This window comes from Tissierellales bacterium, assembly GCA_025210965.1.
Taxonomy (GTDB): Bacteria; Bacillota; Clostridia; order Tissierellales; family JAOAQY01; genus JAOAQY01.
The window spans coordinates 1-23,922 of record JAOAQY010000050.1; the positions used below are offsets into that span (position 1 = coordinate 1).

The following is a 23,922-nucleotide window of genomic DNA, read 5'->3' on the forward strand; positions in this document are numbered from 1 at the left end:
ATTTTAACTGGAATCTTAGATCCTAGTAACAATCCACCAACCTCTGACATGTAAATTAATTGTGTTACTGATACTGCAGCTATTATAAACAATGTCATTGGATTTTGAATAGTTCCAGCTGCAATTACAGATGGTAAGAACATGTCTGCAAAACCAACAACTAGTGTTTGTGATGCTGCTACTGCTTCTGGTACACCTAACGCATTCAATAATGGAATAAATGGTTTACCAAGAATTGCAAATGTTGGTGTGTATGTTGCTATCAATAGTGCTATAGTTCCCATAGCCATAACCACTGGTGCTACTCCAACCCACATATCTAAAACATTGTGAATACCTTGAACTAAAATATCTTTGACACTATTATTTTCATATGCACGATCAACAGCTTTTTTAACTCCCCATGATAATGATGAATGTCCCTCTGGAATAGTTTCATCAATCTCTTTTTTCTGCTCTCCAATATACAAGTTCGACTTTTTAGACAACGGCCATATTCTAGGTGTGATAAGTGCTGCAACAACACCTGCTACTAATATTGTCAAATAAAACTGTCCAAACATTTCTTGAAGACCTACTTGCGCCAATACAACCAAACTAAAAGTAATAGATACAGCTGAGAATGTAGTACCTATAACTGCCGCTTCTCTCTGATTGTAATACCCTTCTTCATATTGCTTACTAGTCAATAATACCCCTATCGTTCCATCTCCAAGCCAAGAAGCTATACAGTCTATTGAAGAACGACCAGGCAATGTAAATATTGGTCTCATAAGTTTTGTAAGAAGTGCTCCAAATAATTCAAGCAATCCAAAGTTTAATAATAGAGGTATAAGCATACCTGCAAATAGGAATACCGAGAATAATACAGGTAACAAATCATTTAACAACAATCCACCTGTATCTGCTGAGTAAACCATCTCTGTACCAAGTTTGAAATATGTCATCACTACAAATACAAAACCTAAAACCCTAGCTATATACCAGAGTGGAGATACTTTAAATAAACTAGTTAAAAATGGACTTTTTTCGATAAAATCAATCTTAACAAATTTCACTAAAGTACTCATGATGCAAGTAAAACCGATAATTCCTACCATGATTGCCGGTATGTACGCCCCCAATACGCCCTGCAACCAGTTAGAGAAAATAGCAACTGGAATAGTAATTTTACCATCAATTGATACCGGAATCATGAACAAAATAACACCGATCAGTGATGGTATCAAAAATCTAAATATACTTTTTCCATTTGATGTTACCTTTGAATCGTCTACTGCTTTGTTTTCATTATGAGCTTCCATAATGTCACTCCTTTATTTTTTTATTTTAAGACGTGATTGACGTCTTTTTAACAAATTGCATAAATTCTATTATTATTCACTCTTTTTATCATTATACAAAATTTTTCGACACTTTGCAAATTTCTAAACAATATTTAGTTTCTTTATTAACAATCCGCCTTTTTGCATAAATTTGCATTTAATGTATTTTCTTTCATTAATTCTAACGTATTCTCCTTATATTATACACTATTTTTCGGTTTTTTTATACAAAAAAATTTATTTTTAATCTCAATTGTATTTTCCGACTTTTTAACTCCGATTATCAAATCGTTTTTTCGCGCTCTTCAAAAATGTATTTTTAGTGAATGTAAACGTTTTCCATTCAATGTTTTTTCACTTATTTTCCATTGACTTCATCGCGTTGATGCAAATGTAATTATTTTCTATAAAAATAAAATGAGACTGTCTTCAATAGACAATCTCACCTATATTTTAATTAAATTCAAAAATTGTGGTCAATAGCTCCATAGAATTTTTACCAACCATAATTTCAAATTTACCCTTTTCATACACAAATTCATTTTTAAAATTGTGAAATTTAAGCATCTCTTCATCTATTGTAAATGAAATAGTTTCCGTTTCGCCAGATTTCAGTTCTATAGTTTTAAATGATTTCAATTCTTTTAGTGGTCTAACAACTGATCCCGAAATATCTCTTATATAAAGCTGTACTATTTCTCTGCCTTCAAAATCACCAGCGTTTGTTATACGAACGCTTAGCTCCAATGTATCTCCTGATACAATCTCCTTTTTATCCAATTCCAACTCACTGTACTCAAAATTTGTGTATGAGAGACCATATCCAAATGGATACAGCGGTGCATTTGGTATATCTAAGTATTGTGAAAAATATCGTTCTTTATTCTCCTCAAATGGTTTTGGTCTGCCAGTATTATAACAATTGTAATAAACAGGTATCTGCCCAACTGTTATCGGAAAGCTCATTGTAAGTTTAGCCGATGGATTTACTACCCCCATCAATATATCCGCCAATGCGTTTCCACCCTCTGTTCCTGGAAACCAAGCCTGTATAAGAGCATCCACATCTTTAGCAAATGAACTTATTTCTAGTGGCCTACCACTAAATAAAACTACTACTACTTTTTTTCCTAATTTCAATATAGTTTCTATAAGTTCTTCTTGTCGCCCTGGTAATTTCAAATATGCCCTTGATCCAGATTCTCCGCTCATCTCTTCATGTTCCCCTAAAGCCAATATTATCAAATCTGATTCCTTAGCAACTTCAATAGCCTTTTTAAATTCATCATCATTTCCATCTTCTATTCCGCATCCTTTAGCATACTTAATAGAACCTTCTCCTACATACGATTTTAGACCATCTAATAATGTCACACTATCTTCCGCTCTACCTGACCAATGCCATGGTCCTATCATGTCTCCTTCGTCTCCGTATGGACCAATCAATGCTATATTTTTAGTATTTTGATTTATTGGCAATACTCCGTTATTTTCCAGCAATACTATAGATTCTCCAGCTATTTTTCTAGCCACATTTCTATGCTCGTCGCAAAGCACAAGCTTTGTCTCCAATTCTTCCGATGCTGATTTATATGGATTTTCAAATAAGCCTAGTTTTTCTTTCAGCTCTAGTATTCTACGTACACTATCGTCTATAAGCCTCTCTTCTACATGACCTATCTTGACCAAATTTTCTAAATGGTGAACATAGTGTGGAGTCATCATTTCAATATCTACACCAGCTTTTATCGCTTTTAATGCTGCTTCATTTCCGTCTTCTGCTATGCTATGTGCTATGAGTTCATTTACAGCTCCCCAATCAGATATTATTGTACCCTCAAAGCCCCATTCATCTCTCAAAATACCTCTCATCAAATATTCATTTCCCGTAGCAGGAACCCCTAATACTGTATTAAATGATGTCATAACCATCATAACACCAGCATCTATAGCTGCTTTGTATGCTGGTAAGTAGTACTCTCTTAATGTTCTCTCTGACATATCTACTGTATTGTAATCCCGACCAGCTTCTGCAGCTCCATATGCAGCAAAATGCTTTACGCAGGCCCCTATATTATATGGACCTTTCAAATCACCCTGATAACCCTTAACCATGGCCTTTGCAAATAGACCATTTAGATAGGGGTCTTCTCCTGTGCTCTCCATAACTCTTCCCCACCTAGGATCTCTAACCAAATCAACCATAGGTGAAAATGTAATATGTACCCCACCTACTGAAGCTTCTATAGCTGAAATTTCAGCCATTTTTTCTGCCGCTTCTAAATTCCATGAGCACCCAAGTGCAAGAGGTACTGGAAATATAGTCTTGTAACCATGCACTATATCTGCCATAAAAACTAATGGTATATCGTGATTGCTCTCTTCTAAATATCTACTTTGTATCAATTTAAGTTCTTTAGCTCCTGATATTCCAAGCACCGACCCTGCTCGAAATACATCCTCTTCTTCAAGTCCCATCTCCGTAAGATTTCCCGTAATCTCTCCTACCGATTCTGGATTAAAGAAAAAAGCTGCCAATTGAATAAGTTGACCGATCTTCTCTTTCAAAGTTAACTTCTTAATTATCTCATCTATATTTACTTTCTCCTTCATGAAAAACCTCCTATTAACGCTTGTGACAGCTCTCCCTTATAATAAGCTCTGTTTCAAGTAATTTATTTTTTACTGTTTGACCCTTTTTTAAACTTTTTATCAATATTTCCCCTGCTAAGCTTCCCAATTCATAGCTAGGTCTGCGAACAGTTGTAAGTTTAGGAGACATATAATCAGCTAGTTGTATATCATCAAATCCTATAATCGCAACATCTTCTGGAATCCTTATGTTAGCATTTTGAAGTGCTTTCATAGCACCAATAGCCATTTCATCATTCGCTACAAAATAAGCTCTAGGTAATTTACCGTTATTGATTTGCTCTATCATACTTTGATATCCACCTCGTTCAGTAAAGTCGCTAAACACAAACCAGTCATTTTCTATACTTAAATTCGCATTATTCATGCCTTCCTTAAATCCCTCACATCGCCTTATATTATCTAATGACTCTTTCGGTCCACCTATAAATCCAATTTCACTATATCCCAATTCTACAAAATACTCTACTACTCTTCGTGCTGCCCTTTCATTGTCTATCAAAACATTAGAAACATGTTCTTTATCTATTACTCTATCTAAGGTTACTATATGAAAATCTTTGTTTGCCAAATCCAATATAGTTTCATCACTTATAAGCGAATCTAATATTATTGCACCGTCAACTACCCATTCAGTTAGTATTTTAGTAAGCTTATTATTGTTATAACTTGCTGCTACAACCATTTCGTAATCATTCTCTTGAGCCACATCTCTTATTCCTCTTATTATCTCACCATATATTGGTCCATGAAAATCTCTAACTATAACCGCTATGAGTTCTTGCTTTTTTTTCTTCAGCCTTCTAGCTATAGCATTTGGATTATAATTAAGTTCTTTTGCCACTTCTAATATCTTTTTTTTAGTAGCATCGCTCACAGCACCTGTCCCATTTAATGCATATGAAACAGTTGATATTGAAACACCTGCTTTTTTTGCTATATCCTTTATCGTTGCCAAATCTATCAACCTCATTTTCTAATTAAATTGAAAAATAATTACTTCATTCCCGACATAGTAAATCCTTCTACAATGTATTTTTGGAAGCACAAAAATACTATGAGTATCGGAATAACCATTATAGCAGAACCTGCCATTTGAAGTGCATAACTAGATGCATTTTGACCTTTTAGTAGCGAAAGTCCAACAGATAACGTATAGTATTTTTCATCACTCGCTATTATGAGTGGCCATAAAAAACTATTCCACGCACCTATAAATGTCAATATCCCTTGAACTGCAAATATTGGTTTTGCAACAGGAACTATCAACGAGAAAAATATTCTGAATTCGCTTGCTCCATCTATGCGCGCCGCTTCTAGCAATTCATCTGGTATCGTAGTAAAAAATTGCCTAAATAAAAACACACTAAATCCAGCTACAAACCCTGGTAATGCTATCCCTAAAATTGTATTTGTCAAATGCAAACTATTTAATATCAAGTATACAGGTATCATAGTTACCTGTGACGGTATCATCATTGTAGCTAGTACAAACACAAATAATATCTTTTTATACGGAAATTCAAATTTTGCGAAAGCGTATCCAGTCATAGCATTAAAAAATAATCCTGCAAATGATATTATTACCAAGATTAAGGTGTTTTTAAAATATTGCATAAAATTCAATTCTGAAAACAATTTAGTATAATTATCTAATATAAAGTTTTCTGGAAAAAAGGTTAGCGGTAATTTAAGAACCTCACTCTCAGGTTTAAATGATGTCAATAACATCCATACTAAAGGAGTAAACATCAAGAATCCACCGAGAAGTAATATCAATGTTATAAACTTATTCTCATTATTTTTCATTTTTCGTTTTTTCATATTACCACCTCTCTAAGCTTCTTTTTTCTTGAGTTTAAATTGAATTAAAGTTATAGCTATTATCATCGCGAATAAAATAAATGACCCTGCCGCTGAATAGCCAAATTTACTTCTTCCAAATCCATTTTTGTATATAAATAATGACATTGAAATAGTAGAATTCAACGGACCACCCTCAGTCATAACAAATGGTTCCTCAAAAAACTGCATCCATCCAATAAGGGTAGTTGTTACTACAAAAAACATAGAAAATTTGAGTTGTGGCAATGTAATGTGTATAAATTTGTTCCAGCCATTCGCTCCATCTAAATCCGCTGCCTCATATAGACTCTTAGGTATCCCTTTTAATGCAGCTAAAAATATGAGCATATTTATACCAATTGCTTTCCAAACAGCCAATATTATCAATGAAAACTTAGCATATTTAGGATCGCTAAGCCACATTATTGGCTCACCGCCTAACCATTCAATTATATAATTGAATAAACCGTAGTGGCTATTATATAAAAAAGTCCAAATAACTGCAACTGCTATAGTATTTGTTATAGCCGGTGCATAATATACTGCTCTAAAAGCACTATATATCTTGCTTTGCCCTGAATTTAACATAAGGGCTATTCCAAGTGAAAATACTATAACCAACGGAACTCCAAATATAACATAATAGAAAGTATTGAAAACTGCTTTTAAGAAGTTTGGATCGGAAAATAATTCGCTGTAGTTCTCTAATCCTATAAAATCAATTTTTGAAAAATCAGCTAGTCCCTTCAGATTCATATCTGTAAAGCTTATTCCAAATGCCAATAATATCGGCAATATATAAAACGTAATCAACAATACTAGTGTCGGTGTAATAAATAACAATGGGACTCTATATTTTTTTAATCCACGCTTCAATCCCTTCATTGCATCCTCCATTTCATAGTTGAGCCTAGTAAAAAAACTAGGCTCATTTTATATCATATTTTTACTTTTCTAAAACCTTTTTCGCCTTCTCATCAAGCTTTTTCATTTCTGCATTTACATCAGCATTTTCTGCTATTATTCTTTCAAACGAAGCACTCAATTCTTGTGCTATTTCTTCCCATTCTACTATAAATGGTGATGGCTTAGCATTTTTAAGTTGTTCCCCAAATACAGAAACATAATCATCATTTGCTATAACAGGATCAACCCAAGCATCTGCTCTAGCAGGTAACGCTTTGGACACTTTCATCCATTCAATTTGAGTTTTAGTATCACTCATGTAATCTATAAATTTTAGTGCTTCTGGAACATTTTTCGAATTATGGAATATAGTCCAATTAGATCCACCTACAAATGACATATTGCTCTTTTTAGCTGGTAGCGTTCTTATAGACCACTTCCCACTAATTTCTGGAGCTGCATCATTTAAAACATTTACCATCCATGGACCACTTATAAACATTGGCTCTGTTCCATCTTTAAACGTTTGAACTATATCCACATCGCCATACATCATAGTAAGTTTTTCATCATAGAATTTTTTCAGATAGTTTATAGCCTCTACAAACTCTGGCTCTGAAAACTGTGACTTACCATTTTTTATTATCTCAGATCCATTTTGCCATCCAAATGTAACCGCAAAAAACTGATCTCTAATATCTAATGATAATCCATATTTATCTTCTCCTCTAGCCGATAATTTCTTAGATGCATCGTACAGCTCATCCCATGTACTTGGCCCTTGTGGATATCCACTTTCCGATAATATATCATTTCTATAATATAAAACTCTAGTGTCAACATACCAAGGAACTGCAACATATTTATCATCATACTCTGTAGTAGCCAAAGAACTAACATAATATCTATCTGGTGAAATATTTGGATAATCTTTAGTAAATTCACTTAAATCTTTTAATATTCCTGCATCTGCAAACTCTGGAATCCATGATGTTCCCATTTGAATAATATCCGGTCCATTACCTGAAGCAACTGCTGTCAGCAATTTATCGTGAGCTTGTCCCCAAGGCAATGCCTGCACTTCAACATCGATATTTGGGTTATTCGCTTCAAATTTTTCAACCATTTGAGGTAATAACTTTCCTTCTTCCCCCATCGCCCAAACTTTAATAGTTTTGACACCGTTTTCCTCGCTAGCCTGCTTATCAGAATCATTAGATCCGCAACCAGTAAGTGCAATCGACACACAAAGTACAAGACTCAACATTCCTGCCAAAAATCTTTTTTTCATATCCATTCCCCTTTTCTACTTTTTATCGAAACGTTTCGAACAAGATGCAAAAAAACAAATTCACTTGAAATCATATTACAAAATTCTTTTTTCGAAACGTTTCGAATTCGTTGTCTAAATTCTATCATCAAAAAAAAGCTTTGTCAATCTCCAAATTTTTCGACAATTATTAATATCTAAACTTCAAAAATAAAAAATCAGAGCTTTATTTCCCCTAAAGCTCTGATTTTCAATATCTTTTTATATATCATATTTTTTTATTTTATAATAAAAACTACTTCTAGGCATACCCAATAATTTTGCAGCTTTGCTTCTATTACCACCAGCTCGTTCTATTGCATCTATTATTCTTTGCTTTTCTGAAGTTTCTTGCAAATCACTTACTGCATCACTATTCTCCATTTCTATTTTAGGCTCGTATTCACTCATTTCCTCATATTCTTTTCGAATTGGTTCTACTGGAATTCTAGCTTCTATTATAGGACTCATAGCATGCTTTTGACTATCTTCTTTTATATAACCTGGTACTACATCCATTGTAATTACATCGCCTTTACTCATAACAACCATATACTCTATAGTATTTTTTAATTCACGAATATTTCCCTTCCATCTGTATCTTTGAAGTGTTTCTACAACCTCATCCGCGATATACCTAACTTGTTTGTGATTTCTCCAAGACAAATCTTTTATGAATTTCATAGCTAACAGTTTTATATCTTCTGGTCGCTCTCTTAGTGGAGGTAATTTTATTTGTATAACATTTAATCTATAATACAAATCCTCTCTAAATTCTCCAGCTTCAACCATTTTTAATAAATCCTTGTTTGTAGCTGATATCACTCTAGTTTTAACTAAAATTTCTCTATTACTACCGACTCGTTTAAGTTTGTTCTCTTGTAATACCCTTAAGAGTTTAGCTTGCATAAATAAAGGTAAATCCCCTATCTCATCTAAAAATATTGTTCCATTATTTGCAAGTTCGAACAATCCTACTTTTCCCTTTTTACTAGCTCCAGTAAACGCACCTGGTTCATATCCAAAAAATTCGCTCTCAAATAACTCACTTGGTATAGCACTACAATTGACTGGAACAAATATGTTATTCTGATCAGTGTCATAACTTTCATTGAATATAGCTCTAGCAAAAACTTCTTTACCAGTTCCACTTTCTCCAGTTATAAATATAGTTGCCTGTGTTTTTGAGACTTGCTTTGCAAGATTTATAGCAGTTATCAATGTATGACTTTGCCCTCTTATTTCAGCAAATGCATCTTCTTCATTTGCTTGATTCATTAATTCCAATTTATGTTTTACCCGATCAAGTTCTTTCGTCAAATACTCAACTTCACTAATATCTTTATCCGTACTTATTATTCCTAAAAGTTCTCCCCCAATCAAAATTGGATGAGCATTTGTAACTACATGGCAACCTTTTTTAGGTGAATGGTAAAAGTTTTCTATAGTTGATTGTGTTTCAAATATTTTGTTGTATATAGTTTCATCCAAAAATTCTGAGAGTAATTTCCCCATTACCGATTCTTCTTTTAATCCATAGAGTTGTTCTGCTGCTCTATTCCAAAGTATAATTTTACCATTTTTATCTATAACATGAACAGCATCATGCATATTATTTAAAAGCAAATCATAACTTGCAAAAGCTTTTTCTACATCATCATAATAGTAAAATTCGATTTCTTTGTATCGAATCACGCCACAAATCTTGTTTTTTTCCATAACTGGCAATCGCTTTATATTATGTCTTCTAAGCAAATCTTTACAATCTATAACAGTATATTCCTTTCCTACTGATATCACATTTCTAGTCATAAACGATTCTATCAATTCATTCTCTGATGCATTAGTTCTCTTTATTTTTGCAATATCTGATAACGTAATCATCCCTAGTAATTGATCTTTTTCATTTACTATAAATGCCTCTGGAAGATTATTTATAAGCATAGCATCAATAACTTCACTTATGGTTGCTTTACGATTTAGACAAATATAGTCACTAGATAATATGTCTTTTACCAATGACTTTTCTGATGTAAAAATCATGTTCTTCACTCCTTTGTGAAACTATTTTATCACAAATGATAAAAAGAGCCTAGTACATATCGGAAGAGCGAGAAAAGATGAACCTTTTCTCGCTCTTACATACACTATATATACAATTTTTTGTCATACAATACAAGAGCTTCAGCCTCTTCATATTGACTATTCATAGCTTCTGTTTCCAAATATGTCATAAATAATTTTTCTACTGGAATAGTGAGCATCATCAAATACGAATTCTTGTATTTGCTCTCCCTATCAAAGGCACTAAAAGCTTCCCCAACCTCTAAACTAAAACTGCCATGTAAAAATGTTCTCTTTTTCTCCAACCAATGATTTTCAGTTGACATTCCTCTATATAACTTCACTTCCGAAATATTCTTCATCCTAAAATACGCCCTCATAAAAGCCATTCTATGAATTATATATCTTCTTCTATTCTCTTTATCACCCAATCCATCAAATACATCTTTGGTCCTAGTGACTTTACCATTGTACATAGCTAAACCAAGTTCTGCTAATACTATCTGCATACCCTTTATCCACTCACCTGATTCCGGATTAAGAACCATAGCTTCTGCCGTTATCTTCTCTATTTCTCCTAAATTTACTGTATTCATATATGTTTTTAAGTCTTGCCACAAAAGTTCATTTCCTCGTTTAGAATTCAACTTTAACTTTCTGCCATCCTGTATAAACTCTGAATGTAACTCTAACCACTGTTCTATATCCCAGCTAAGTTGTTCAATCTCAGATTCTGTTTCTTTCAAAACTTTATCATCCACTTCTATATCTAGTATCTTGCTAAATTGTTCTGATTTAGATTTCATTCTATCAATTGATTTAGAATCCAAAACTTTTGAATCCATTTCAAATTGAAATCTCTCAATCGATTCTATCGGCAAATCCCAATACTTTCCACTATCTTCATATTTCGTAATTCTCCATCTAAACATAGCACTATCTTCAAAATAAGATTCTATAAAACCTGTTGTTCTTCTGCCATCTAGTAATCTACAATTATTACCTTCAACCAAATACTTATATTCTCCTCCAACAAAATAATCATCAGTCTTCATGTTCTCGTCAAATTCGTGAATAGCCATTTTGAATCCCCCCAAATTGAGATTGATATTACTCTTTTAAATAATATACCACAAAGACATATTTACTGCTAGTCTAAGCTACATCAACTAAGTTTTGATTCCAATCGTTTTTTCTTATCTTTAACCAACACACGATACACTTTAAAATCTCTTCGACAGATAACATCGCCACGACTTCATGAAGTGATAATTTAAAATATATAGAACCCAAAAATGCAAGTGGTACGCCTATAAACCAAACAGTTCCAACATCTACTGCAAAAGCAAATTTAGTCTCTCCTCCACTTCTAAGTATTCCAACCGTCATTATAACATTCAATATCTTAAATACCAAAAATAATCCAATAATATTTAATGTAGATATTATATCCATTCTTGTCGCTGAAGAAACTTCATACCAAGAGGCTATCCAAGGTGTTATAAGTCTAAGCAATACAGCGGATAAAAACCCAAATACAATTCCAAGTTTTAAAAATCTCTTCGCATACAAATGTGCTAATACACCGTTTTTTTCTCCTATCTTATTTCCAATCATTGTTCCAGATGCTGTCGACAAACTCTTCGCTACAATCATAAACAAATTTTGTATGCTATTACATACTTGTATAGCCGCTACTGCCGATGTTCCTATATAACCATAAGCAACTGCATAAAGTGATATTCCGAGAGCCCATAATGATTCATTTAATATAACAAAAACAACTTTTGAATATATTCTTTTAATATCATTGATTGTAAATCCCAAGAATTCATTTAATCTAAGAGCCAATGGTAATTTCTTTCCATATACATATTTCATTATCAACAAAAATTCAACACATCTTGCAATAACCGTTGCTATAGCAGCTCCTTTTACCCCAAGAGCAGGTGCTCCAAAATGACCTTCTATAAGTAAATAATTCAAAAATGTATTGCAAGCAAGTGATATAGAACTGGCCCACATAATTTCTTTTGTTCGTTCTATACTCCTACTTGCTGCTGAATATACTAGTGACAAACTTGTAATTACATAGCTAAATGCAACTATCTTTAGATATTTCTCCCCTAATACAAGCGCATTTCCAATACCATTAGTCTTTACAAACACTCCAATGATAGATTTAGGAATAATCCACGCCAATATTGCAAAAAACATACTAGCTATTACAGTACTTACAACACCTATTGCCATTGTCTTCTTTATCTCTGATATATTTTTTTGTCCCCAATACTGTGCTGTAAATATTGATATTCCACTAGCTATGCCAAATATAAGCAATATGAACACATAAAAATACTGATTGGCCGCTCCTACAGCAGCCAACGCGTCTTCTCTTAACTTCCCTACCATAATAGAGTCTATTATATTCAGCGATGTTGATATAAAGCTTTGCATTGCAACAGGGATTGCAAGCTTGAATAATAATGAATAAAACTCATCTTTTCTATTCTTCAATAATAACTTCTCCTTTATTTGCATCTACTAACAGCATATCTCCAGATTTTATAAGCTTTGTAGCATGCTTTGTTCCCATAACACAAGGTATATTAAACTCTCTAGCAATTACAGCTGCGTGACAAGTAATTCCTCCTTGATCTGTAACTATAGCTCCAGCCATTCTCATCACAGAAATCAAATCTGGATCAGCTTCTAATGATACCAATATATCTCCTGGCGTAAACTTATCTGCATCTGTAGCCCTCTCAATAATAACAGCTTTTCCTCTTCTAACTCCCATACAAGCCGCTCGACCTTTTAATACCTTTGTCTCAACTATTGGTTCCTGATTCTCAACTATATCTTGAAGTGAATTTGCTCTCTCTTTTGTAAATACATATTCCTCATTATTGTGATATATATATACCATATTCTCTCGTCTATTCTCAATATCCTTTATTTCTTCTACATTTAACCTCTCCTCTAAAAGCGCCATAACTTCTTCTGGCATCATAAATCTGATATGTGACTCTGTCAAATGTGTCTTGTAAGCTATTTCTTTTACTAGCTCATCTAAGTAATAAAAGTTTTTTAGCTGCGCAAGCCTTCTATAAGCTTTAGATACTGCCAATTCACCATATAACTTTACTAAATCTCTATCTACATTAGTCATAATTTTTAGCATATGTTTTGCCGAATCTGATAAATTAACATCCCTATCGTTCCAGTTCGATGACTCTGATTTGAATTTGCTTTCATCATTTACGTATTCTTTTATTCTTTTCAAATACTCATCAGTACTAGTCATCTCTCTATCGCCAAAACCATGATAGCCAAGGTATCCATAAAACGCTCTTACCTCCTCTATTTTTTTTGATAACCAATGAGGGCAATGAGTTCTCAAATGCTTTATAGGAAGGTCAAACCACCTTTTAACTTCATCATTTGATAGTACATTTTTGGCTAAATCCATTACTAACTTTTCTTCTTCAACATAAACCGAATCCTTATCGCACCTGACAAGTTCATAAAAGACTTGCTCTGCCGCTTTTTTACCATAGCCCCATTTCTTTATTTCATCAATTAGATCCTCTTCAAGCCCTATTTCTGGAATTTGAATCACTTCAGCAGGCCAACACTTTCTATAAAGTTCTATTTGAGCATTCATTTGTCTCTCATATATTGATTTTAACTGCGCTTTTCCCATAAATTTAAAATCGGATCTGTCTATATCTCCATAAACAGAAGCCAATTTATCTGCTACTTCATATATGTTTTTATTGAATGCTTTTCTAAAATTTTCATCTTCTCTAAGTTTGTTTTTTATGTTCTCACAAATTCTTTTACTATTACTTTTCTCAAAATAAAAAGACCCACAATAACCATTATAATTTAAAAATACGTCTTCATGTGAATCCCCAATATATTCTTCCATTTCTTGACTTGCAGTTCTCAAAAAAAGCAAATCTGTATGAAAATCATCATCTTCATTTTTAGATGCGAAGTCCCAATTAGTTGTTGAAACATACTCTGTTAGTTCTCCAAAATTAGATAATGTCATCGATTTTAATCTTTCTCCCATTTTTTTCAATTGCTGATAACCATTCATACTTTCTTCCTCCCGGTGATTTATAATAAAAGTTTGATTCTTCCAATTTAGATTCTATTCTAGAAACTAATGATTTGTGACTTAAATCCACTTCATACCAATCTATATTCTTTCCACTAATATCTGATCTAATACCACTCCAAAACTCTACTTCTATCTGATTAAATCTATCCGACTCTTTTCTAAGTGTTTTAGCTTCAGAATAACTAAGTCCATACACGAAACCCATTTCCTGATCTATACAGATTACACGATCTTTTCTCTTATAAAATGAAGGGTATCTTCTTATCTCAACATGTTCATACTCGCTATCCATTATGTGTTCAACTGAATTAATGAAATTTTCTCGGCTAAGCTCTAGTATTCTAACACTTCTAGTTAATATATCTCCTTCACAATCTAATTTGTATTTTATAGCCGGTTTTTTAGGCCAATTTTTTTTGCCTAAAACTACTAAGTAGCTAGATTTTTGACTATTTCTAAGCTTTAAATACCTCTCGAAACTCTTGGTACAAGCCATCTCTCCGCTACTAAATTCCGTTCCTTCTTGATTTTCAAATAACCTTGAAAATACTCCGAAATCGAATTTTTCTACAGGCATAACATCAATCTTATGCTCGGTTTCATTCACTGACCAAAAACTATGCTCTGAATTATTAAGTTCAAGTGTTGGATTTACTTCAATCAAATCCTCACTTTTATCACTTAATTTGTAACAATAGCTATTGACTATTTTAATAACATTAAGATACCTATACTTTTCTGGCGCACTCTCGCACACAAACAAAACTTCCTCACCAAATTTTGTTTTCAACTCACCCCTTGCCAAGATACCAAAAGGTTTTAATTCTTTCAATTCGATTCTGCTTTTTTTTGATTCCGAATCATAAATAAAACTCATAAAAACCCCTCCCTAAACCATAAAATCACCACTTTCACAAGTGGTGATTTATATTATACCAATATTTTCTTGTTCTTCAATAGATTTTCCGTAAAGCGCAGTATATACTGACGAATAGCATTTTCTTGTGTTCATTTTTTGTTTTTTTCTTATCTAAACACAACGTTTACAGTTGGTTCATTTTTTGTTTTTCACAGGTATTACGATTTCAGTCAAACAATCCTTTTCATCTCTGACTGAAAAAAAATCCAAAATAGAATACTCATACGATTCTCCAATCCTTTCATATTCACTTTTGTCAATTTCATCTAATAACTTTTCATACGATTTATACGATTCCTCATAAAGACCTCTATGCAGTATACATGCACAAAATGTTTCTTCATAGTATTTATAGTATTTGTCATCAACCTCATTCGCTACTTCCATAAATAATCTACCTAGTTTTGTATACTCCTTTTTTTCAATTTGATCAGCTTCAATAACTACACCTATAGGATATCCCATATATGCACCTATTGATTGTGCATGTTTTACGAAGTCAGTTATATCATTCATTATATATTCTATATCTAAATTCTTTCGCTTCTTTTCTAGTACTTTTATAGGTGCTTTTGTCACAAAATATACACCTTCAACATCTGATTTATCAATTCCTATTTTAGTTAACTTTACTTTTTGCTCTATCGCAAATTTCGATGCTTCTAAGCTTTTTATCCTAATTTCTAATAATTTTTTATGATTCTCCAATAAATCTATACAATTTTGAGGGGTCCTTTCTCCCAAATATTTCTTTATTTCTTTAAGCGGCATATCTAGCCCTCTCAAATCCTGAATAAGCGCAAATGTCTCTAATTGAAACAAACTATAATATCGATATCCATTATCCAATCTTTTTTCTGGTATAAATATTCCTTCATTATCGTAAAAAATAAGATTTTTTCTAGTTGTTCCAGCAAGATTTGCAAATTCACTTATAGATAAATATTTTCTAAATTCTTTATTCACAAAATCACCCCTTGACCGTATAGTAACTATACGCTTTATCTTATTTTATATAACAATTGCATTATATTCAAGGAGGTTTTCAATGAAAGCAGTATTTACAAAAAATTTTTCATTTAAGGAATTTTTAAAATTTGTGGCTCCAGCCATAGTTTCTATGATTTTCCTTTCACTATACACCATAGTAGATGGTGTATTCGTTTCTAGGTTTATAGGTCCTGATGCATTAGCTAGTATAAATATCACTCTTCCTATCATGAATCTTATATTTGGTTTCGGAATAATGCTCAGCACCGGTGGAGCCGCTGTTGTCTCAATTAAAATGGGTAAACACAAAATGGATGAAGCCAACAAGACATTCACATTAGTAGTTTTAACAGCTTTAGCCATCGGTATCCCACTTGGCATTATTGGATTTATCTTTGTAGAACCAATAGCAGTTGCTCTAGGCGCAACTGATAAACTACTTCCGTTTTGCGTAAATTATGGAAAATGGGTATTTTTATTTATGCCTATCTTCATAACAAAAGCTCTTTTTGAATTTTTTGTCAGAGCTGATGGTCGATTTAATTTCAGTATGATGCTTACTATACTAGGTGGTATTATAAATATTATTTTAGACTATACCTTTATAAAAATATTTGGTATGGGCATAGCCGGTGCCGCTATTGCAACTAGCTTAGGTGCTCTCATTCCTAGCTTGATAGCGCTTGTTTATTTTATGTCCTCTAAATCAACTTTAAAATTTAGTTTTGGCAAACTGCCAACTAGAGAACTTATCTCAATAATGATAAATGGTTCATCTGAGATGGTAACAGAGTTATCTTCAGGTATAACTACTTTCTTCTTCAACATAATAGCTATAAAATTTGCAGGTGAAAGTGGATTAGCAGCACTTACAATAATACTATATGCTCATTTCCTATTGGTATCTACTTATTTAGGTTTCTCAATGGGTATATCACCACTTTTAAGCTATAATCATGGAGCAAAAAATATAGAGAAGATAAAAGAAACATTCAAATACAGCAAGCAATTCATAATAGGCTCAGGCTTCTTGATATTCGCTATAGCTATGATATTTGCCCCAGAGTTAGTTGTCATTTTTGTACCAAAATCTAGTCATGTATATGAGTTAGCATGTTCTGGGCTTAAATTGTTCTCTATTTGCTTCCTATTTTGTGGTATAAATATATGCTCGTCTGGTATGTTCACTGCTTTTTCAAACGGTAAATTGTCATCTATCATAGCACTCTCAAGATCGCTAGTATTCGTAATGATAGGCTTTGCAATTCTACCTAATTTATTAGCTATAGATGGCCTTTGGTTAGTTGTACCATTCGCAGAAATTTTGACACTTGGAATATCTATATATCTTTTGAAAAAATACAAAGCAGTTTATCATTATTGATGATTCTATGTAAAATATAAGTACAAAAGCAAAAACCATTTGATAGATTTAATCATTTTTCTAAAATCTATCAAATGGTTTTTATTTTAATTTAATATTTTTTCAAAAATATGGTATAATCTAAAAAAACATTGGAGGTTTATGATATGAGCGAAAAACATTTCACGGTTCCACTAAAAGATATAATCCCCCAACAACACTATCTTTGTCAGGAAAAATTAGATAAGGTACGTCTTGATTTTGAAAAATTCGATAATCCAGGCAAAATATATGTTATTTTCTATAAAGATAAAATATTTTCAATCGACGGACATCATAGGCTATTTCATCTATTTGAACTGGGAATAGATTATGTCGAAGTCATAAATGATCCTCTTGACTGTGAGTGCACGCTTTATCAAATATTAGCTGATGAATCCATATCTATGGGGCTCAAAACTATCGCAGATTTAAAATCTAGAATATTACCCACGTTTAAAGAATTCAATGATAAATGGATCAAAAAATGTAATGAAATAGTATAATGCAATATCAGTTTATCACAAACTCTGTACTACTTCCTGTCGATGATGCAACGACCTCTAATCTTGCATCTATTCTCTCTTTGAGTTCTTGAACATGAGATATTATTCCAACTAATCGCCCTGCTTCTTGAAGCTCTATCAAGCAATTTATAGCACTATCTAACGACTCTTGATCAAGCGTTCCAAAACCTTCGTCTATAAACATCGTATCTAGCTGAACTCCACCTGAATATGATTGAACAAAATCAGAAAGTCCTAGTGCCATAGAAAGAGAAGCTTTGAAGCTTTCACCTCCTGATAATGTCTTTACATGTCTAGATTTCCCAGTATAATTATCATACACTTCTAGTTCTAACCCACTTTGCTTATTTAGCCTTTCTAACTCCTCAGTTCTTGATAAATGGTATCTTCCACCAGACATTTTGCTAAGTCTTTGATTTGCTGCTTTAATTATGTCTTCTAAAAATGCCGCCAGTACATATCTTTCAAATGTCATCCTAGATTTATTTTCACCTTTTGAAATTCTAGCTAAATGCCCTATAGTATTATACTTTTCTTCATCTTCTTTCATTAGTTCTGTCAATTTAATTGCTTCATCAATATGACCCTTATTATTCATCATTCTTCGCTCTAATTCATTTTTCTTTTGAAGAACTTCTTTTTGTTCATATTCTAATTCATAGATTAATTTCTCAATTTCGTCTATATTTTGAATAGTTTTTGACTCTAATTTTTCTTTAATGAAACTAAGCCTCTCTGATACTTTATTCTTATTAGTCTCGTATTCTGAAATATTATCATCTAAATAGTCCATTTCACTATCATTCAATTGAGCATTTTTATAATCGCTTTCTCCCTCAAAACCTTTTTTAGAAATCGCCGTTTCATATTCTATTTTCGCAATATCAAGTTTCTCACTAATTTTAGCTAAATTTTGATTTAATCCATTTTTACGCTCTTCTTTAGCTACAAATTCTAACTCTAAACTCTCACTTTTTTCTTTTGCATCTTCAAATGATTTTTGTAATATGCCATATTCACGTTCTGATGCTTCTATACTCAATACGAGTGCATCTCTTTTTCTCATATTTTCAGGAATTTCATCATACAATGTGCTTAATTTCGTATTGTTTGAAATAAGCTTAGCACTTAATTCTGACAATTGATCTACATAGCCATCTATTTTTTTTGCTAATACTTCAAGTAACTTCTCCTCTTTTTCTAAATCATGCTTCATTTGTGGTAATCTATCAGCAATTACTCTTATTTTTTTGCCTTCGGCTGTAATTTTTGTGATTCTTTCATTACTTCTATATATTATCTCTTTCAAATACTCTTGACTCTCACTTACTTCTAATTTTAAGCATTCTTTATCTAATTTCTCTGCTTCAAATTCTATTTTTGAAACTTTTTCAATTATTTTATCTCTAGACTCATTGACCTTATCAAATGCAACTTTTTTTGCAGCTAATTTCGACACATTTTCACTGTGCATTTTCTTTTCTAAATTCAATTTATTCTCCAAATCTTCTATTTCGGATTGATCTATCGCATCTAAGCTAAACTCAGCTAATTTTATATGTTCTTTAGCACCACATACCGGACATGGCATACCCTCTCTCAAATTTTGCGCTAGCATAGCCGCTTGATTTGTATGATAAATCACTCTTCCTCTAGTGTAGTTCTCTTCTGCCAACTTTACTCTACTTTCACTTTCTATCTTTACTTCATCAATTCTTATAAGTTCTTGCTTTTCTAATTCTAATTTATCATTTATCTGAATTAATTCTTGTACAATCTCCCCAAAATGTTTTTCTTCTCTATGTTCATTTCGCTTTTTCTCAAGTTCTAATTTGGCATTTTGAGCTTCTTCAATTGCATTTTTCACTTTCTCAACTAAATCACTTTGATATTTACTCTCTTCTTTTGTTTTTGTCAGCTGTTCTTTCTTGATTTTTTCGTCTTCAATCAGTTTCTTTATGTCATTTTCTAAGTTAGCTATTACATTCACCTTATCTACATAAGACTTTAACTTACTTAAATGTTCATATGATTTTGTCCTTCGCTCTTCATATTCATCAGATTTCTCTTTTTTTAGATTTTCCATTGCTTCTATTCGCAGATTCGATATGATACTAAGTTTTGTATTTATATTCTCTAAATCCAACGAAATCGATTTAAACTCATTCATTTCTGAAACAAAACTTTTCTCTATAGAATAAATTTCTTTCGCTTTTTTCGCTCTTTCAAGCTTTACTTTTTTTAGTTCAAATTCATCCAACATTTGATTTTGAAGTTCTAGTTTATTTTTTAGTGAATCAAGTTCTTCAAATTCTTTGTTTATTTGAATTGCAATTTCTTTTTGTGCACTTTTTTCTTTTATTACTTTGTGAAGTTTTTTGTCATCCTCTTCTAATTCTCTAATTTTTAACTGTTCTGACTCAATTTGATTTTTTGTAATTTCTATTATTTTTGTATATGGCTTGTCTTCTAACTCTATAAGATTTTTTAACTCTTGATTTTCACCTGAGTCTATCCCATTTAATTCATGATCCCTAAGCTTTCTATTTCCTTTTATATTGTTTCCAAGTTTTTTTGCACTATCATCTAATTTCGATTGCATAGCTCTGTATATTTGTGTATCAAATAATTTTTGAAGTACTTTTTCACGATCCTGACTATCCGCCATCAAAAGTTTTTTAAACTCTCCCTGAGGTATCATCATTATTTGTCTAAACTGCTCAGCATTTATTCCCATTACACTTTCTATTTTCTCTGTGACACTTTTCACTCCCGTTATAACGACTGCGTCTACATTGTCTCCACTTAATATTTTAAGACTTGCATCCGATTTTTGCTCTGTAAAACCATCACCTCTAGTTTTAGGTTTTTGCTGACGAGGTATCCTGTGTATCATGTATGTTTTACCTCTAAGCTCAAATGTTAACTCTACTTCCGTTAGGCAATCTGAATCAGCAAATTGACTTCTAAGACTCTCTGCACTTCTTAAATCACCACTCGCCTCTCCATACATAGCAAAACTTATAGCGTCAAAAATAGTTGTCTTTCCAGCTCCGGTAGGTCCTGTAACCAAAAATAATTTTCTATCTTTGAGATCATCAAAATGTATTATCTCTTTTCCTCTATACGGACCAAATGCGCTCATTACGAGTTTTACAGGACGCATTATGACCATCTCCCTTCACGACTCACTGATTCAAAAATATCTGAAATTACTGCCTTCTTTTCATCCGAAAAATCTTCTCCAGATATGTTTTCATAGAATTCCTCAAATAATTTAACAGGGTCCTTCTTCATAAATTCATCACTAGCAGATGTTTTGTCTTCTCCGGTCTCTCTATCGTACCTCTCTTTTTCTAATCTAAGTATATTTGGATACACACTTCTAAGTACTCCTATAGGGTCTACTAGCTCTCCTCTATCTGAAAGTATTGCCATTACATAATCATCTGTATTTTCAAGTTCATATACATCTTTTGATGTCAAATCATGCATACTACCTCTGATAATTCTCATGTCCCGTTTTGGTTTTATTTCTTCTAGTCTAATATCTACACTGCCATCACCATCTATCTCAACTATAGGTATTGTTTTTTTCTGTTTTGCCTCTGAAAATGAATATTTTAAAAGAGAACCTGAATATCTTATATTATCTACACTCACCTTCTGTGGTCTATGAAGATGTCCTAAAGCTACATATTCGAAATCTTTGTAGTGAGATACATCTACCGACTCCGTCCCGCCTATTGAAAGTGGTCTCTCTGATTCACTTCGCTCTAGATCACTTGCTCCGCATACAAAAGCATGTGATATACAGACCGATCTAACTCCACTTGGTTTTAAATTATTTATTCTCTCAAGTATCGCTTTCATAGCATCGTCATGGCTCTTTATATCAGGCTTATCTAAAACTTCTCTGACTACTGCTGGCTCTGAATATGGTATAGGATAAAAATACACATCTCCATGCTTATCCTTAATTTTTATTGGTTCTATGTCCTTGGTAAACTTTCCTCTTATATACAAACCCATATCTTGTAATATTTTATTTGCAAATCCAACTCGGTCTGGGCTATCGTGATTTCCAGCTATAGCTATTACTTTTGTATTGTGCTTTATAACTATTTCCGATAAAGTTTTATCTAAAAGCTCAACTGCATCTACTGGCGGTATGGATCTGTCATATATGTCTCCTGCAATCAAAAGTACATCTGGCTGTTCTCTATCTATCATCTCTACAAGCTTATCTAAAAAATATTTCTGATCCTCCGTCATATGAACTCCGTGCACTAATTTACCTATATGCCAATCCCCTGTATGTATTATTTTCATTAGGGTCTCCTCCTCCTGCAATATGTTTTCTTATCCTAATATTGTATCATTTCAATACAACGTTTTCTTGATTTATTATCATATTTTATATAAAATCATACTTAAATCAGTTGCTATAGCATATATTAAATTATAATCGCGGAGGTTTCAAATGAAAATAAGTGATTTTTTGAGTTACGACGAATTTTTGTCTATAATAGATGAACTTTATGATGAAATAATTGTATACGACAACAATTATAAAATAGTCTATGTAAATAAAGCTTGTAAAAGACACTACGGTACTTCTCAAGAAGAAATGATAAATTATAGTTTTTATGATTTTGCAAATGAATATTGGAGCACTTCTGTACTTCCATATGTCTACAAAAACAAAGAAGCCGTACAGCAAAAACAAGAAACAAAACTCGGTGCAAAACTTCTCACTATAGCTATACCTATATTTGACGATGATAATAATGTTAAATACGTAGCTATGAGTGTTCGTGATGATGTATTTGAAAGCACTACTCAAAGTTTAAACTTGCTAGAAGATGTCATGCCTCTTAGTACCAAATCTTTAGATTTCGATTTGATATTCGGAAATAGCAAAATGAAAACGCTGTTTGCACTGGTAAATGAAATTATAGATTTAGAATGTCCTTGCCTTATAACAGGTGAATCTGGCGTCGGAAAGACTCTCATTGGCAAATATATTCATGAAAAAAGCAAACGAACCGAAAATGCTTTCGTACATGTGAACTGTGCTGCTATAAGTAAAGATTTATTTGAATCTGAGCTTTATGGATATGAGCAAGGTAGTTTTACTGGTGCTAAAACTAAGGGTAAACGCGGACTAGCTTTAGAAGCCAATGGTGGTACTTTGTTTTTGGATGAAATATCAGAAATTCCTTACTCGACTCAAGCAAAATTGCTACAGTTTATTCAAGAAAAAAGTTTTTATCCCATTGGAAGTACAAAACCTGTAAAAGTAGATATTCGAATAATAACTGCTACAAATAAAGACCTCAAAACAATGGTTGAAATGGGAACATTCAGAGAAGATTTATACTACAGACTAAATGTCTTCGAAATAGACATACCGCCGCTTAGAGAACGAAAAGAAGACATACTTCTCATATCAAATTTTTATTTAAATAAATACTGCCAAAAATATAATAAAACACATCGCTTCTCAGAAGAAGTAAAGCAAATTTTTACAAATTACTCTTGGAAAGGAAACGTAAGAGAACTTTCTCATATACTAGAGCGATTGGTCGTAGTTACTAAAGAAGTAATAATAAGACCATGGCACCTTCCTAAACATCTATATGAGATTAGTACTAGAAGCAATATGCACTCTAGTGATTTTCGAATAGATGATGGAAAAACTTTTCAAGAATTAATGGATTCCTATGAAAAAGAGATAATAAAAAAAGCTTATGCTGAATATGGCTCTAGCCGAAAAGTTGCTGCAAAACTTGGTATAAGCCAGACAAAAGCATCTAGGCTTTATAGAAAATATTTTTATTAGCTTTTG

The 23,922-nt window shown here is 32.5% G+C and carries 17 protein-coding genes; 3 read left to right on the forward strand and 14 right to left on the reverse strand.

Annotated elements, in window-relative coordinates; all coding sequences use genetic code 11:
* The 12 genes from N4A40_03720 to N4A40_03775 all read right to left on the reverse strand — a co-directional run.
* Positions 1-1,304 (reverse strand): YjiH family protein (locus N4A40_03720; GenBank protein MCT4660946.1); only part of this gene is annotated, 1,304 nt, incomplete at its 3' end.
* 474 nt (positions 1,305-1,778) lie between these two features.
* Positions 1,779-3,938, reverse strand: a complete 2,160-nt coding sequence (gene bglX, locus N4A40_03725; protein MCT4660947.1) for a beta-glucosidase BglX — start codon at positions 3,936-3,938, stop codon at positions 1,779-1,781.
* Positions 3,939-3,951: 13 nt separating this feature from the next.
* Positions 3,952-4,935 carry a LacI family transcriptional regulator gene (locus N4A40_03730; protein MCT4660948.1) on the reverse strand — a complete coding sequence of 328 codons (984 nt, stop codon included), beginning with the start codon at positions 4,933-4,935 and terminating at the stop codon, positions 3,952-3,954.
* 38 nt (positions 4,936-4,973) lie between these two features.
* Positions 4,974-5,801: a carbohydrate ABC transporter permease gene (locus N4A40_03735; protein ID MCT4660949.1), complete on the reverse strand. Its 828-nt coding sequence runs from the start codon at positions 5,799-5,801 to the stop codon at positions 4,974-4,976.
* 12 nt (positions 5,802-5,813) lie between these two features.
* Positions 5,814-6,707, reverse strand: a complete 894-nt coding sequence (locus N4A40_03740; protein MCT4660950.1) for a sugar ABC transporter permease — start codon at positions 6,705-6,707, stop codon at positions 5,814-5,816.
* A 61-nt stretch (positions 6,708-6,768) separates the two neighbouring features.
* The gene (locus N4A40_03745) at positions 6,769-8,019 is read right to left on the reverse strand and encodes a sugar ABC transporter substrate-binding protein (protein MCT4660951.1); all 1,251 of its coding nucleotides are present in this window, start codon (positions 8,017-8,019) and stop codon (positions 6,769-6,771) included.
* A gap of 240 nt (positions 8,020-8,259) precedes the next feature.
* The gene (locus tag N4A40_03750) at positions 8,260-10,080 is read right to left on the reverse strand and encodes a sigma 54-interacting transcriptional regulator (GenBank protein MCT4660952.1); all 1,821 of its coding nucleotides are present in this window, start codon (positions 10,078-10,080) and stop codon (positions 8,260-8,262) included.
* A 104-nt stretch (positions 10,081-10,184) separates the two neighbouring features.
* Entirely contained in the window at positions 10,185-11,183 is a 999-nt protein-coding gene (locus N4A40_03755; protein ID MCT4660953.1) for a hypothetical protein, read from the reverse strand.
* Between the two features lie 73 nt (positions 11,184-11,256).
* Complete coding sequence (locus N4A40_03760; GenBank protein ID MCT4660954.1) at positions 11,257-12,618, reverse strand: MATE family efflux transporter; 1,362 nt, start codon at positions 12,616-12,618, stop codon at positions 11,257-11,259.
* A complete protein-coding gene (locus N4A40_03765; GenBank protein ID MCT4660955.1) occupies positions 12,608-14,209 on the reverse strand; it encodes a PEP-utilizing enzyme in 1,602 nt (533 codons plus the stop codon). The genes N4A40_03760 and N4A40_03765 overlap by 11 nt, the downstream gene beginning before the upstream one ends.
* Positions 14,148-15,110: a hypothetical protein gene (locus N4A40_03770; GenBank protein MCT4660956.1), complete on the reverse strand. Its 963-nt coding sequence runs from the start codon at positions 15,108-15,110 to the stop codon at positions 14,148-14,150. Before N4A40_03770 ends, N4A40_03765 begins: the two co-directional genes overlap by 62 nt.
* 177 nt (positions 15,111-15,287) lie before the next feature.
* Positions 15,288-16,118, reverse strand: a complete 831-nt coding sequence (locus N4A40_03775; GenBank protein MCT4660957.1) for a MerR family transcriptional regulator — start codon at positions 16,116-16,118, stop codon at positions 15,288-15,290.
* An 82-nt stretch (positions 16,119-16,200) separates the two neighbouring features.
* On the opposite strand from N4A40_03775, the gene N4A40_03780 reads away from it, so the two are divergent.
* The gene (locus N4A40_03780; GenBank protein MCT4660958.1) at positions 16,201-17,526 is read left to right on the forward strand and encodes an MATE family efflux transporter; all 1,326 of its coding nucleotides are present in this window, start codon (positions 16,201-16,203) and stop codon (positions 17,524-17,526) included.
* Positions 17,527-17,672: 146 nt separating this feature from the next.
* Positions 17,673-18,050, forward strand: a complete 378-nt coding sequence (locus tag N4A40_03785) for a hypothetical protein (protein MCT4660959.1) — start codon at positions 17,673-17,675, stop codon at positions 18,048-18,050.
* Between the two features lie 7 nt (positions 18,051-18,057).
* On the opposite strand, the gene N4A40_03790 is transcribed toward N4A40_03785, so the two are convergent.
* Entirely contained in the window at positions 18,058-21,237 is a 3,180-nt protein-coding gene (locus tag N4A40_03790) for an SMC family ATPase (protein ID MCT4660960.1), read from the reverse strand.
* Positions 21,237-22,403, reverse strand: coding sequence for an exonuclease SbcCD subunit D (locus N4A40_03795; protein ID MCT4660961.1), 1,167 nt, complete (start codon positions 22,401-22,403; stop codon positions 21,237-21,239). The genes N4A40_03790 and N4A40_03795 overlap by 1 nt, the downstream gene beginning before the upstream one ends.
* A 151-nt stretch (positions 22,404-22,554) precedes the next feature.
* On the opposite strand from N4A40_03795, the gene N4A40_03800 reads away from it, so the two are divergent.
* Entirely contained in the window at positions 22,555-23,916 is a 1,362-nt protein-coding gene (locus N4A40_03800) for a sigma 54-interacting transcriptional regulator (protein ID MCT4660962.1), read from the forward strand.
* Positions 23,917-23,922 lie beyond the last annotated feature (6 nt).

Coding starts and splice junctions, on each gene's coding strand:
- bglX (MCT4660947.1), bottom strand. CDS start 3,938: ATGAAGGAGAAAGTAAATATAGATGAGATAATTAAGAAGTTAACTTTG.
- N4A40_03735 (MCT4660949.1), bottom strand. CDS start 5,801: ATGAAAAAACGAAAAATGAAAAATAATGAGAATAAGTTTATAACATTG.
- N4A40_03740 (MCT4660950.1), bottom strand. CDS start 6,707: ATGAAGGGATTGAAGCGTGGATTAAAAAAATATAGAGTCCCATTGTTA.
- N4A40_03745 (MCT4660951.1), bottom strand. CDS start 8,019: ATGAAAAAAAGATTTTTGGCAGGAATGTTGAGTCTTGTACTTTGTGTG.
- N4A40_03750 (MCT4660952.1), bottom strand. CDS start 10,080: ATGATTTTTACATCAGAAAAGTCATTGGTAAAAGACATATTATCTAGT.
- N4A40_03755 (MCT4660953.1), bottom strand. CDS start 11,183: ATGGCTATTCACGAATTTGACGAGAACATGAAGACTGATGATTATTTT.
- N4A40_03765 (MCT4660955.1), bottom strand. CDS start 14,209: ATGAATGGTTATCAGCAATTGAAAAAAATGGGAGAAAGATTAAAATCG.
- N4A40_03770 (MCT4660956.1), bottom strand. CDS start 15,110: ATGAGTTTTATTTATGATTCGGAATCAAAAAAAAGCAGAATCGAATTG.
- N4A40_03780 (MCT4660958.1), top strand. CDS start 16,201: ATGAAAGCAGTATTTACAAAAAATTTTTCATTTAAGGAATTTTTAAAA.
- N4A40_03785 (MCT4660959.1), top strand. CDS start 17,673: ATGAGCGAAAAACATTTCACGGTTCCACTAAAAGATATAATCCCCCAA.
- N4A40_03790 (MCT4660960.1), bottom strand. CDS start 21,237: ATGCGTCCTGTAAAACTCGTAATGAGCGCATTTGGTCCGTATAGAGGA.
- N4A40_03795 (MCT4660961.1), bottom strand. CDS start 22,403: ATGAAAATAATACATACAGGGGATTGGCATATAGGTAAATTAGTGCAC.
- N4A40_03800 (MCT4660962.1), top strand. CDS start 22,555: ATGAAAATAAGTGATTTTTTGAGTTACGACGAATTTTTGTCTATAATA.